Annotated in this window: 13 protein-coding genes; 7 read left to right on the top strand and 6 right to left on the bottom strand. The window is 66.2% G+C overall.

Annotated elements, in window-relative coordinates:
• The first annotated feature begins 83 nt into the window (after positions 1-83).
• The 5 genes from KHC24_RS05700 to KHC24_RS05680 are packed head-to-tail and all read left to right on the top strand — an operon-like array spanning position 84 to position 4,428.
• Positions 84-890 (top strand): ABC transporter permease, encoded by an 807-nt coding sequence (locus KHC24_RS05700; RefSeq protein WP_213360343.1) that lies wholly within the window; start codon positions 84-86, stop codon positions 888-890.
• Complete coding sequence (locus tag KHC24_RS05695) at positions 887-1,726, top strand: ABC transporter permease (protein WP_213360341.1); 840 nt, start codon at positions 887-889, stop codon at positions 1,724-1,726. Before KHC24_RS05700 ends, KHC24_RS05695 begins: the two co-directional genes overlap by 4 nt.
• Positions 1,723-2,859: an ABC transporter ATP-binding protein gene (locus KHC24_RS05690; protein WP_246546170.1), complete on the top strand. Its 1,137-nt coding sequence runs from the start codon at positions 1,723-1,725 to the stop codon at positions 2,857-2,859. The genes KHC24_RS05695 and KHC24_RS05690 overlap by 4 nt, the downstream gene beginning before the upstream one ends.
• A 13-nt stretch (positions 2,860-2,872) precedes the next feature.
• Positions 2,873-3,427: a flavin reductase gene (locus tag KHC24_RS05685; RefSeq protein ID WP_246546168.1), complete on the top strand. Its 555-nt coding sequence runs from the start codon at positions 2,873-2,875 to the stop codon at positions 3,425-3,427.
• Between the two features lie 47 nt (positions 3,428-3,474).
• Positions 3,475-4,428, top strand: coding sequence for an aminotransferase class IV (locus KHC24_RS05680; RefSeq protein WP_246546257.1), 954 nt, complete (start codon positions 3,475-3,477; stop codon positions 4,426-4,428).
• Between the two features lie 299 nt (positions 4,429-4,727).
• Here KHC24_RS05680 and KHC24_RS05675 read toward each other — a convergent pair whose 3' ends face one another.
• Positions 4,728-5,831, bottom strand: coding sequence for a LysR family transcriptional regulator (locus tag KHC24_RS05675; RefSeq protein WP_246546167.1), 1,104 nt, complete (start codon positions 5,829-5,831; stop codon positions 4,728-4,730).
• 297 nt (positions 5,832-6,128) lie between these two features.
• Here KHC24_RS05675 and KHC24_RS05670 point away from each other — a divergent pair, with 297 nt between their 5' ends.
• Positions 6,129-7,439: an NtaA/DmoA family FMN-dependent monooxygenase gene (locus KHC24_RS05670; protein ID WP_213360337.1), complete on the top strand. Its 1,311-nt coding sequence runs from the start codon at positions 6,129-6,131 to the stop codon at positions 7,437-7,439.
• 44 nt (positions 7,440-7,483) lie between these two features.
• Positions 7,484-8,020: a flavin reductase gene (locus KHC24_RS05665; RefSeq protein ID WP_213360334.1), complete on the top strand. Its 537-nt coding sequence runs from the start codon at positions 7,484-7,486 to the stop codon at positions 8,018-8,020.
• 155 nt (positions 8,021-8,175) lie between these two features.
• On the opposite strand, the gene KHC24_RS05660 is transcribed toward KHC24_RS05665, so the two are convergent.
• Genes KHC24_RS05660 through KHC24_RS05640 form a run of 5 tightly spaced genes read right to left on the bottom strand, consistent with a single transcriptional unit; the run spans position 8,176 to position 12,695 of the window.
• Positions 8,176-8,952, bottom strand: coding sequence for an amino acid ABC transporter ATP-binding protein (locus KHC24_RS05660; protein ID WP_213360330.1), 777 nt, complete (start codon positions 8,950-8,952; stop codon positions 8,176-8,178).
• Positions 8,949-9,725: an ABC transporter permease subunit gene (locus tag KHC24_RS05655; RefSeq protein WP_213360328.1), complete on the bottom strand. Its 777-nt coding sequence runs from the start codon at positions 9,723-9,725 to the stop codon at positions 8,949-8,951. The genes KHC24_RS05660 and KHC24_RS05655 overlap by 4 nt, the downstream gene beginning before the upstream one ends.
• Complete coding sequence (locus KHC24_RS05650; protein WP_213360326.1) at positions 9,722-10,453, bottom strand: ABC transporter permease; 732 nt, start codon at positions 10,451-10,453, stop codon at positions 9,722-9,724. Before KHC24_RS05650 ends, KHC24_RS05655 begins: the two co-directional genes overlap by 4 nt.
• Before the next feature lie 25 nt (positions 10,454-10,478).
• Positions 10,479-11,330: a transporter substrate-binding domain-containing protein gene (locus KHC24_RS05645; protein WP_246546166.1), complete on the bottom strand. Its 852-nt coding sequence runs from the start codon at positions 11,328-11,330 to the stop codon at positions 10,479-10,481.
• Between the two features lie 45 nt (positions 11,331-11,375).
• The gene (locus tag KHC24_RS05640; protein WP_213360324.1) at positions 11,376-12,695 is read right to left on the bottom strand and encodes an NtaA/DmoA family FMN-dependent monooxygenase; all 1,320 of its coding nucleotides are present in this window, start codon (positions 12,693-12,695) and stop codon (positions 11,376-11,378) included.
• Positions 12,696-12,884: the final 189 nt, after the last annotated feature.

Below are 12,884 nucleotides of genomic sequence, written 5' to 3'. Positions count from 1 at the left end.
TCAACGGCGCGGCATCCCCTGCCGCGTCTCTTGCCGTGCCGAGGCAGAGAGCCCGCACCTGGTCACCATCCAAGGGCGGGCTCATGCTGCTGGCGGCACCGCTCACGCTGCTTGCGCTCTTCTTCCTCCTGCCGCTCCTCACCGTATTCGGCCAGAGCTTCGCAGCGCCCGACGGTCCGCTCGGCACCTATGCCCGCGTCGCCGGCGACAGCGCGCTGCGCTATTCGCTGATTTACACCTTCCAGACTGCGGCGATCGTCACGCTTGCCGCGCTGGTGCTGTCCTATCCGGTCGCCTTCCTGATCAGCCGGGCGCAGGGGCGCTGGCTGGTCATCGGCATGGTGCTGGTGCTGGTGCCGTTCTGGACCAGCGCGGTGATCCGTTCCTATGCCTGGCTGGTGCTGCTGCAACGGCGCGGCGTGGTGAACGAGATCATGCTCGCCCTCGGTCTGATCGACCGACCGCTTCGGCTGGCCAATACCGATCTCGGCACCCATGTCGCCATGGTGCAGATCATGCTGCCCTTCATGATCCTGCCGCTGCTCAGCGCCATGCGCGGCATCGATCCCAGCATGTTGCGCGCCGCAGCCATACTCGGCGCCAATCCCTGGCGGCAATTCGTCAATGTCTATCTGCCGCTGTCCACGCCGGGCGTGGGTGCCGGCTGCGTGCTGGTGTTCATCTCGACGCTCGGCTTCTACATCACCCCGGCGCTGCTCGGCGGGTCCAGCCCGATGATCGCGGTGGCGATCGAGCAGCAGGTCTCGCGCCTGCTCGACTGGCCGCTCGCCTCGGCGCTGGCGACGGTGCTGCTCGTGCTCACCTGCGCGCTGTTCATGCTCTATGAGCGGCTGAACCGCCGCCTCGCCGGCGCGGGAGAGGGCCGATGAACGGCGCAGCCACCACGCCGGTTTGGCGCATCCTCTCGGCCGGCATCGCCTTGTTGGCGGTGCTGGTGCTCATCTACCTCGTACTGCCGACGCTGGTGATCGTGCCGCTGTCCTTCTCCAGCGACACCTTCCTGAAGTTCCCGCCCTCGGGTTTCTCCACCCGCTGGTATGAGAGCTTCGCGGCAAGCACCGACTACCAGCTCGCCATCCTCAACAGCCTGAAGATCGGCGTGCCGGCGGCGCTGGTGGCGACCGTGTTCGGCGTCATGGCGGCGCTGGCCGTCGTGCGCGGCGCCGTGCCCTTCCGGCGGACGCTGGCGGCGCTGATCATCGCGCCGCTGATCCTGCCGCAGATCATTCTGGCCATCGGCCTGTTCCCGCTGATGGCGAAGGTCGGGCTCATCGGCACCTATCCCGGCATCGTGCTCGCCCATGCGGTGGTGACGATGCCATTGGTGTTCATCACCGTCTCGGCGGCGCTTCGCAACTACGCGCCGACCTATGAGCTGGCGGCGATGACGCTGGGCGCCAATCCATGGCGCACCTTTCGCCATGTGACCTTCCCGATGATCCGCCCCGGCGTGATCGTCGGCTTCATCTTCGCGCTGACCTTCTCCTTCGACGAGCTGATCCTCGCCATGTTCCTCACCAGCCCGACCACGCGCACCGTGCCGCGCCTGCTGTGGGAGCAGCTCAATTTCCAGATGACCCCGATCATCGCCGCCGCGACCGTGGTCCTGCTCACGGCGACCATCGCCCTGCTGTGCCTGGCGGCCATCGCCGGAGCCGGCGCCCGCCGCCGCATGGGCCGGCCGGCCGAGGGAGTAAACGGATGAACGACATGTCGTCCTCGCAAGCCCTTGGCACTTTTCCCGATACGTCGCGCACACGCGGGGCGCGGGTCGAGTTCGACCGCGTCAGCAAGGATTATGGCGAGCTCACCGTCCTGCACGAGACCTCGCTGACGATCGAGGCGGGCGAGTTCTTCGCCCTGATCGGCCCCTCGGGCTCCGGCAAGTCGACCCTGCTCGGCGTCCTCGCCGGCTTCGTGCCGCCGAGCTACGGCGCGGTGAAGGTCGATGGCACCGACATCGTCGCCGTGCCGCCCTACCGTCGCAACATCGGCATGGTGTTCCAGAACTACGCGCTGTTCCCGCATATGAGCGTGGCCGAGAATATCGGCTTCCCGCTGAAGATGCGCGGCTGCGGCAAGGGGGAGATCGCCGAGCGGGTGAAGAAGGCGCTTGCCATGGTGCGGCTCGAGGCGTTGGGCGAACGCCGTCCGGCCCAGCTCTCCGGCGGCCAGCAGCAGCGCGTCGCGCTGGCCCGCGCCGCCGTCTACGACCCGCGCCTGCTGCTGATGGACGAGCCGCTGGGTGCGCTCGACAAGAACCTGCGCGAAGAGATGCAGGACGAGATCAAGCGCTTCCAGCGCGCCTTCGGCGCCACCGTGATCTATGTCACCCACGACCAGCAGGAGGCGGCCTTCCTCGCCGACCGGCTGGCGGTGATGCGCGGCGGCATGCTGGAGCAGATCGGCACGCCGCGCCAACTGTACGAGATGCCCGGCACGCATTTCGTCGCCAGCTTTCTCGGCGAGGCCAGCCTGCTGCCGGTGGCGGAGATCGTCGAGCGCCACGGCCGCGAGGTGACCGTCCGTACGCAGGGCGGCCTGGTCCTGCGCGCCCTCGCCCCCAGCCGGGTGAGCGAGCGCCGCGCGGTCTGCCTGCGCCCGGAGAACATCGCCATCGGTGCCTCGGCACGCGAGCGCGACAACCACTTTCTCGGGGTGGTGGAGGAGGCGGTGTTCACCACCGGCACGCTGCGCTACCGCGTGCGCCTGCCCGGCACCGACGGCGCGCTGACCGTGCGCGTTCCCTCCCATCCGGGAATCGAGCTCCTGCCCCCCGGAGCCAGCGTCGACATCGGCTGGGACGCGACCATGGCCGTCACCATCGCCGAAGAATGAAGGGATCACCGACATGGCCCCAGCAATGACCAACCGCATCACGACCAACAGCTTCACTCCCGACATCGGTGACGCCTCCGAACCGGCCGCACTCGACCCTCGCGCCTTCCGCGGTGGCATGGCGAAGCTCGCCGCGGCGGTGAACGTCATCACCACCGTCCATGACGGAGAGCCCTATGGCTTCACCGCCTCGGCCGTGTGCAGCGTCACCGACACGCCGCCGACGCTGCTGGTCTGCGTCAACCGCTCCAACCGCACGCATCCCGTCATCGCCGCCAGCCGCATTCTGTGCGTCAACACGCTGTCGGGGCCGCATGCCGAGCTGTCCATGGCGTTCGCCGGCGGCAGCGCGCCCATGGTGGAGCGCTTCGGCCATGGCGAATGGGCCTCGATCGTCACCGGCGCGCCGGCGCTGGTGGATGCGGCGGTTGCCTTCGACTGCCGCGTCTCGGCGTTTCACGAGGTCGGCACGCATGACGTGCTGTTCTGTGAAGTCGTGGCGATCCGCGAAAGCGCGCAGACCGAGAGCCTGGTCTATTTCGACCGGCGCTTTCACCGTCTCGGCTGACCAGCCGGAGACCATCGATCACCCAGCAGGAGCCTATCGTGAGCAGCATGGAAGCCGTCTTCGCGGGCTATGAACAGCGCCTCGCGGAGCTGAAGGCCAGCACCAATCCCCTAGCCGACGGCGTCGCCTGGGTGGCCGGCGAGATGGTGCCGCTGGCAGAGGCGCGCATCCCGCTGATGGACCAGGGCTTCCTGCGTTCCGATCTCACCTATGACGTGCCGGCCATCTGGGACGGGCGGTTCTTCCGGCTCGACGACCATCTCGACCGGCTGGAGCGAAGCTGTGCCAAGCTGCGCCTGCGCAGTCCGCTCGACCGCGCCTCCATTCGCGCCACCCTCGTCGAGATGGCGGCGATGAGCGGCATACGCGATGCGTTCGTGTGCCTCATCGTCACCCGTGGGCTGAAGCAGGTGCGTGGCAACCGGCCGGAGGATCTCGCCAATAATCTCTACATGTTCGTCGCGCCCTATGTCTGGGTGGTCCCGCCGGAGATGCAGCGCACCGGCGCGCCGGCCATCGTCACGCGCACCGTGCGGCGCACCCCGCCCGGCGCGTTCGATCCGACGGTGAAGAATCTGCAATGGGGCGACTTCACGCGTGGCCTCATCGAGGCGCAGGATCGCGACGCGGTCTATCCTCTCCTGCCGGACGGCGACGGCAACCTCACCGAGGGCGCCGGCTACAACATCGTGCTGGTGAAGGACGGCGTGCTCTACACGCCGGAGCGCGGCGTGCTCGAAGGCGTCACCCGCAAGACGGTGATGGAAATCGCCGCCGCCAAGGGCATCGAGGTGCGGATGGAGCATGTGCCCGTCGACCTCGCCTATCGCTGCGACGAGCTGTTCTTCTGCACGACGGCCGCAGGCATCATGCCGGTGACCACGCTGGACGGCCAGCCCGTGGGTGGCGGACAGGTTGGGCCGATCACGCGCCAGATCTGGGAGGCCTATTGGGATCTCCACCATGATCCGAAATTGAGCTTCGCCATCGACGCGCATTGAGCCGCCGTCCGTGCGAGACGGCACGCGTGGCGACGCGCGTTACCCATCTCGCGCGCGCCTTGGCGCGGCGAAGCTCGAGATCGGGATGTTCCTGTCGACGGCATGCCGGGCTGCCTCACTCCGCTTGAAGATCGGCACGCTCAGCTCGGGCGGCGGCATGTCGAAGCCGGACGATGCCATGGCCGGGCGATGCCATGACTCGCGCCCAGGCAACCACAGCGCCCCTTTAAAGGCCCTCCACCCCGCATCGGCTTGGTGAGCATGTCGGCGGGAACGCACGGGAGCGGCAGCCCACCGTGCTACCGCGTCGGCGCGCTGTCGGCGACCTGCCTCTCCGGCGACGGCGCCGATCGGCGACTGGGCATCGGCGCGTTCGGCGTGAAGCGCTCGGCCACCTTTCCCGACGTCACCACCGTGCAAACGCCGTCACGCTCCACCAGGGTGCCACAGCTCGTGGCGAAGGCCGGTCGCGGCAGCACACGGCCCTGGCCGAGCTCCATATGCACGTCGACCAGGCAATCGACGAAGCGGCGAGCGAGCTTGAAGTCCGCCACACCGGGACCCATCATCGCCGTGACCGGATTGACGATGCGCACCAGATCGGGCCGCAGGGCGCGCAGCGAGCCCGCGGCGATGAGCGGCTCTGCCGTATGGTCGAGCACGTAGCCGATATTCCGGCCTGACAGGATAAGGGCGAGCTGGGATTGAATACCGAGCCCGATGTCGCCGCAGGTGACACCGTGGCGGGTACGTTCCGGGTGGTAATATTCGAGATGTCCCCGGTTGCAGTAGGCCGCCGATTCGATGTCCTCGAGGGTCAGTTCGTCGTCAGGCACGGCGAACAGAGGGTGCTTGTCGCTGCAGCACATGTAGCCCTGCTCGTCGAACAGGTGCTCATAGGTCAGCTGAGGGAATTGATCGTTCACCAGGCCGATGCCGACATGCACCATGCCGTCGGCGACACGCCCGGTCAGTTGAAAGCCGAGCATGACCTCCATGCGAAAGCGCACATTGGGATAATATTCCGAGCAACGCTGGATCGCGTCGTGGATGCGTGCCGAGGGATTCTCGACGATGCCGTCCTGAATGCCCACGAAAAGCTCGTAGCCGGTTCCCTGGTTGATGTTCGAGGCCTTCTGCTTGAAGGTCTCGATCGAGGCGAACAGCTCTTTCGCGGCCTGATAGACCGCCTCGCCCTCCCGAAACAGCTTGAATCCCTTGGGCCCGCGCCGGCACAGCCGCGTGCCGAGCCGGATCTCCAGCGACTTGAGATTTTCGCTCAGCGTCGACTGCGAAAGGTTCAGCGCCGCCTGCGCCGCGGTGAAGCTCTTCTGCTCGACGATGGTGCAGAAGCAGCGCAGCAGCTTCAGGTCGACGTCGTAGATCTGACTGATGTTCGACATCACTGCACCTCTTCTGACGTCAATCGTGCACCCCCCGCCCCGCGCTTTCCGGGCCTTTGCAAATTGTGCGCCGCACCGGACCGGCCTGCACCCGCTTGATATGCCATCAAAATCGATCCTGCGCATATTTTCATCGCCAAGCGCGATTGATCAATATGTCATCAAGCGAAAGTGCGATGCTCAATGTTGCGCCGTCCCCCGGCGGGAACATCGCTTGGGGTTTTGACGATGGTCCCGCGCCGAGCCGCCGCACTAGGCTGCCGCATCGGTTCTGGACAGGCGCATCGAGGCTTCCCCATGAGTGCACGGCCATTCCACCTAGGATGGTTCACCAATTTCGCCGTCGACGAGTGGACGAAGACGTTCACCGGCGGCGGAGACCCGTGGGACGGCAAGTTCTACATCGACATGGCCCAGGCGATGGAACGGGCGTGTTTCGACTACATCATGCTCGAAGATACGCTGATGATCTCGGAGGCCTATGGCGGCACCAACGAGATCTACCTGAAGCACAACATCATGGGGCCGAAGGCCGATCCCTCGCCGATGGCGGCTCTGATCGGCGCGAGCACCACCCATCTCGGGGTGGTCGCCACCTTCTCGACCATGGCCTATCCGCCGTTCATGCTGGCCCGGCTGTGCTCGACGCTCGACAATATCTGCAAGGGGCGCTTCGGCTGGAACATCGTCACCACCGGCGAGGATCTGGCCGCCGAGAATTTCGGCATGGACAAGCTGCCGCCCCGGCAGATGCGCTACGACATGGCCGACGAGTATGTCGAGCTGTGCAAGCAGCTCTGGGCCAGTTGGGAACCGGATGCGGTGGTGCGCGACCGTTCGACCGGCACCTATGCCGACTATGCCAAGGTGAAGCCGATCCACTTCAAGGGCAGCTATTATAAAAGCCGCGGCCCGCTGAACTGCGTGCCTTCCCCACAGCATCGGCCGGCCTTCGTGCAGGCCGGCGGCTCGCCGCGCGGACGCCAGTTCGCCGCCATGACGGCCGACAGCATCATCGCGCCGTCGATGGGCGTGGCCGGCCTGAAGGCGTATCGCGACGACGTCCGGGCCAGGGCGGAAGCCGGCGGGCGCAACCCGGACGATATCAAGGTGCTGTTCGTCGTCGCCCCCATCCTCGGCGAGAGCGAGGAAGAGGCCAAGGCCAAGGCGGCGCGCATCGTCGAGGCGCCGGATTATTGCGAGAAGGCGCTGGCGCTGATCGCCGCGATCACCGACATCGATTTTTCCAAATTCGATCTCGACGAGCCGCTGCCGCACCTCACCACCAATGGCGAACAGGGCTCGCTCGATGCCTTCCAGCAATGGGGGAGCGGCAAGACCTTGCGCCAGCTCTGCGCCGACCAGCTCGCGCGCGGCCTCGACGGCCTGATCGGCACGCCGGACCAGGTTGCCGAGCGGATGGGCGAGGTGATGGCCGAGGTGGGAGGGGACGGCTTCCTGATCACCCGGCCATTCACCACCAATATCAGCCGGCAATACATAAACGACATCTGCGAAGGCCTGGTGCCGGCATTGCAGCGCCGCGGGCTGGCCCGCACCAGCTACACCGAGGGCGCCACGCTGCGTGAAATGCTGCGCGAGTTCTGACCCGACAGCCCTTCCCGTCCTCACGCTTGCCGATCGGAGCCTTCATGAGTGCGGCCAGTTCGCATGCAGCCACCATAGCTTCAGCAGAGGCGCCGACGCCGGTGAACCGGGACCTCTTCCGCAGCGGCATGTCCAAGCTGCCCGCCGCGGTCAACATCATTACCAGCCTCGGCGAACGAGGAAGATGCGGCTTCACCGCCTCGGCGGTGTGCTCGGTGACCGACAGTCCGCCGACGCTTCTGGTGTGCGTGAACCGCTCCAACCAGTCTCACGAGGCGATCACGTCGAGCCGGGTTCTGTGCGTCAACACGCTGGCCGGCCCGCATCACGAAGCGCTCTCCATGACCTTTGCCGGCGGCGTGAAGACCATGGACGAGCGCTTCGCCGGCGCCGGTTGGACGACGCTGGTCACCGGCGCACCGGTGCTGTCGGAGGCGACGGTGGCCTTCGATTGCCGCGTGACGCAGGTGGCCACGGTGGGCACTCACGATGTCGTCTTCTGCGAGGTGCTCGGCCTGCACCAGCACGACACCTGCGAGGGGCTGGTCTATTTCGGGCGACGTTTCCACCACCTGACCTGAGGCAGGGCGCCCGATCCGCTTGCCTGCCGCCGGCCCTGGCCCCTGCCCTTCCACGGTCGGTGCATCGCCGATCTCGCTCCGCCATGGCGCCGCCGTCTCGCTTCCCGCCATCGCCGCGCTTCAGCGCGAGCCATGCTGTGGCACGACCTGTTCTCTCAGCGCAGAATCTGGGCGAGGAAATCGCGCAGGCGCTGGCTTTCCGGCGCCTGGAAGAAGCTCGCGGCATCGCGACTTTCCACGATCTCGCCATGGTCCATGAAGACGCAGCGGTCCGCCACTCTGCGGGCGAATCCCATCTCATGGGTGACGCAGAGCATGGTGACGCCGCTGGCGGCGAGTTCCTCCATCACGCCCAGCACCTCGTTGACCATCTCGGGGTCGAGCGCCGAGGTCGGCTCGTCGAACAACAATATGCGGGGCTCCATGCAGAGCGCGCGCGCAATCGCCACCCGCTGCTGCTGGCCGCCGGACAGGCGCGAGGGGTACTTGCGCGCGTGGTCCGCGAGATGGACCCGCTCCAGATAATGCATGGCGAGCTTCTCGGCCCGCGCTTTGGTCAGCCCGCGATTGAGCTGCGGCGCCAGCATGCAGTTCTCGATCGCCGTGAGGTGAGGAAACAGATTGAAGTGCTGGAACACCATGCCGACTTCCTGGCGGATATCCTGCACCGTGCCCTCGTCGGCGGTTAGTTCGATGCCGTTCACCACGATGGAGCCGCCATCATGACGCTCCAGCGCATTGATGCACCGGATCAGCGTCGATTTGCCCGAGCCGGAAGGGCCGCAGATCACGATCCTCTCGCCGCGCCGTACCTCGAGATCGATGCCGTTGAGGGCGCGATGGCTGCCATAGTGCTTCACCAGCCCGGAAATGGTGATCGCGAGCCGGCCCGGCTCTTTGGCGGCATCGGGAGCAGGCGCGTGCATCGTCATGGCGTCACCTGCCCCAGATCGGAGGTCCGGCGCAGCGCAGCGCCCCTCCCCGGCACGCCGGCATCGGCTGCGACATCCTCGGCATTGTGGCGGTTGAGCCAGCGCCCCCAAAGACCGAAGCCGAGGCGGATGATGTTCACGAACGCCCAGTAGAACGCCGCCGCACAGAGAATGGGCGTGAACGGATCATAGGTCTGCTCGAAGATGGAATTGGCGACGGCGGTGAGATCGGTGATCGTCACCACCGAGACGATGGCGGTGCCCTTGATGAAACTCACCACCTCGTTCTGGTAGGCCTTCAGCCCGTAGCGGATCGCCAGCGGCATCTTCACCCAGATGAAGATGTTGCGCCGGGTGATGCCGAGCGCCTCGCTCGCCTCGACGATCCCGTGCGGGACGGCAAGCAGGCCGCCGCGCAGTACCTCCACCATATAGGCCGCGTGATTGAGGCTGAGCGCGACGATGGCGCAACCGAAGGGAGAGCCGAACAGGATCCAGAACGGGCCTTCGCGCAGCGCCTCTATCTGCCCGAGCCCGTAATAGACCAGATAGAGCAGGATCAGCAGCGGCGCGCCGCGGAAGAAGGTCACGAAGGCTTCCGCCAGCAGCGCCAGCCAGCGGCGGTCCGACATGCGGGCGAAGCAGATCGGGAAGGCCAGCGCGAGGCCGAGCAACAGCGGCAGCGCGGTGAGGATCGCCGTCACCTTCAGCCCGTCGAACAGCGCCGGCAGGCTCTCCCAGGCGAGGGCGAGATCGATCGGCAGTCCGTTCATGCCGCGGCCCTGGAAGAGGAACGGCCTGCCGCCTCGCGGCGCTGGCCGCGGTCGAGCCGGGTTTCCAGCCGGCTCGCCAACCTGAACGACAGGGCGCTGAACGCGATGAACACGAGCGCGGTGGCGACGAAGAAGATGAAGGGTTCCTTGGTGGCTCCGGCCGCGATCTTGGCGGCGGCGACGAGGTCCTGCAGGCCCGCCAGCGACACCAACGGGGTTTCCTTCAGCATGAAGCTCCACACATTGACGAGGCCGGGCAGCGCCAGCCGCATGACCTGCGGCAGGATCACCTTGCCCCACATGATCGCCGGCGGGATCGCCAGCGCCCGCGCGCCCTCGAACTGGCCCTTGGGCAGGTTCTCGATGGCGCCGCGCACCAGCTCGGCGATATAGGCCGCATAGACGACGGTAAAGGCGATGACGCCGGCGCCGAAGGGCGAGATGTCGATCCGCGCGCCGAACTCGCCCAGCACCGCTCCCAGCATGGCGCTGCCGCCATAGAAGGTCAGGAAGATGACCAGCAGCGAGGGCACCCCCATGAAGATCGAGGCATAGACCCGCCATATCCCTTGCACGACCCGGCTGCGCGAGAGCGTGGCGATGCCGATCAGCACGCCGAATATGAAGGCCAGCGCGAAGCTGGTGAGGAAAAGCTCCAGCGTGATGAGGGCTCCCTCGCCGAGCTGGCGCATATAGCCTGCCAAGTCGGCGAGGGAGAGATTGGTCATCCGCCGGTCTCCGTGCGTGTCTCGCTCAGTTCACGTTGGCGCAGGCGGCTTCCGAGGCGAGTGTCGCCACCGGCACGTACTTCTTGCGGATCTTGGTGTAGGTGCAGTCCTTGATCATCTCGGCCAGCGCGGTGTTGACGCGCTTGACCAGCTCTTCGCTCTTCTTCGGGAAGATCCAGCTATAGCCGCGCTCGGCCTCGGGGATCGCGGGGTCGCCGAGCCAGTGGTCGCCGCCGGCGAGCTTGTAGTCCTTGCCTTCGGGCTTCGCGATCAGCTCCAGCGTCCAGTTGATCTTGGAATCGAACACCAGGTCGAGGCGCCCGGCGAGGAGGTCGAGCTTCATCTGGTCGGGGTTGTCGTAATAGACCTCGGTGAAGGTGTCCTTGCCGAAGTGCTTGTGGATGTAGGGGACCATGGAAGCGCCGCGCTGCAGCGCGATCCGCAGGCCCTTGCCGGTGACCCCTTCCTTGGTCAGCGTGTAGTCGCTGTCCTTCTTCACGATGAAGGTCGCCGGATTGTAGACGATCGGCATGGCGAACAGCGCCTTTTCGACACGTTCCGGCGTCGGCGAGATCTGGGTGACGATGCCGTCGAACTTGCCCTGCAGCATCGAGGGGATCAGCGCCTTGAAATCCATGACGACGATTTCGCAGTCGGCGCCGATGCGCTTGCACATCTCCCGCGCCAGCTCGGGTTCCATGCCGGTGAGGTTTCCGGAGGAGTCCACCATCGAGAAGGGCGGATAGACGCCCTCATTGCCGAGCCTGAGCTTCTCGGCGGAGGCGGCCGACAGGCCGGCGGCGAGCACGAGGGCACTGAGCGCAAGGACACCGGTGCGCAGCGGGCGGCGCAGCAAGTGCGGGTGGAGCGGCTTCATCGGCATCGTCCTGTCTTCAAGGGGGAGATCGCGGGATGGCGGCGGTCAGAACTCGAGCAGGTTGTCGCGCAGTTGCTCGTGGGCGTAGGCACGTCGGGTAAGGCCACGGCGCTGCAATACCGGGACGAGCCCGTCCATGATGGTGGCGACCGAACGGCGACTGACATCGCCCAATGCAAGAAGGAAACCGTCGCCGCCGACCTCCGCCATGATCTCTTCCATCTGGCTGGCGACACTGTCCGGCGTGCCGACCACGTCGACGCAGTAGCCGCAGCTCACATGGTCGATCATCGCCTCGCGCAGCGGCTTGTCGCCGGCGCGGGTGAGGAATTGCGACAGGCTCGACTGGTGGCCGTTGGTGGTCAGGCTGAGCTGGCTCACCGGCGTATCGAGATCGAGGCTGGAGAGGTCGAGATTGGTGCTCCAGCCGAAACGCGCCATGCGGGCGTCGAGATTGGCGGCGGCCGAGACGCGGCGCTGCTCGGCGAACCATTGGGCCTGGTCCTCGGTCTCGGCGACGATCGGCGAGAGCAGGAAGAGGATCTTGCAGCTGTTCGGATCGCGTCCCATCGCCGCCATCTGGGCGCGGATGTCGTCGCGATACTGCTTCATGGCGGCGACGCCGTTCGGCGCGGCGACGATGGTGTCGGCATGGGTTGCGGCGATGGTGCGTCCGCTCTTCGAGCCGCCGGCCTGGGCGATCACCGGCTGGCCCTGCGGGCACGGCCCGGAGTTCAGCGGCCCGCGCGAGCTGTAATACTGCCCGGCATAGTCGATGGTGTGGACCTTGGCGGGGTCGATGAGGATGCCGTTCTCGCGGTCATCGAGGATGGCGCCCGGCTCCCAGGAGCCCCACAGCCCCTTGACGATGTCGATATATTCCTGCGCCATCACGTAGCGCTGGTCATGCTCCGGCAGTTTCTCCAGGCCGAAATTCTGCGCCGAGAAATCCGACGAGCCGGTCACCATGTTCCAGCCCGCCCGCCCGCCGGAGATCTGGTCGAGCGAGCCGACGATGCGGGCGGTCAGGTAGGGATGGTAGGCGAAGGTCGAGAGCGTCGGCACGATGCCGAGCCGCTTGGTGGCGGCGGCCATGAGCGTCGCGACGACCGAGGGCTCCTGCCGCGGGGCGCAGATGCCACCCTTGAGGAAGATGTCGCGCGAGTTCTGCCAGTTCTGCCCGATATAGATCGAATCCTCGATAAGGATGTAGTCGAAGCACGCGCGCTCCATCGACTTCACCAAGTCGAGGAACATATCGGCGGTCATCCATTCCTGCGCGATGTTGCCGGTCCACGGCTCTCCCCAGGCCTGGATACTTGAACCTTGGAGAAACCAGGCGAGATGAAACGGATTTGCAGGCATTAACGCACCTTACTCCCTATGACCGCACCGGAGAGCCGCCGACGCGGTGCAGAAGGTAAGGCGGCGCACGGGGCGGGAAGTATCGCCAACACACGAAGTTTGGTTTGTCTGCTCTCCACATGGGCGAGCCTACAAAATAGGCAAACTGCCCGCAGCGCGCTTAATGCCCGCCGGTGCGGGGATCGGGCG

The organism is Ancylobacter defluvii (genome assembly GCF_018390605.1).
In the GTDB taxonomy this organism is placed as follows: Bacteria; Pseudomonadota; Alphaproteobacteria; order Rhizobiales; family Xanthobacteraceae; genus Ancylobacter; species Ancylobacter defluvii.
The sequence above is the reverse complement of the archived record's forward strand: the minus strand, read 5'-3'. Positions and strand labels throughout refer to the sequence as shown.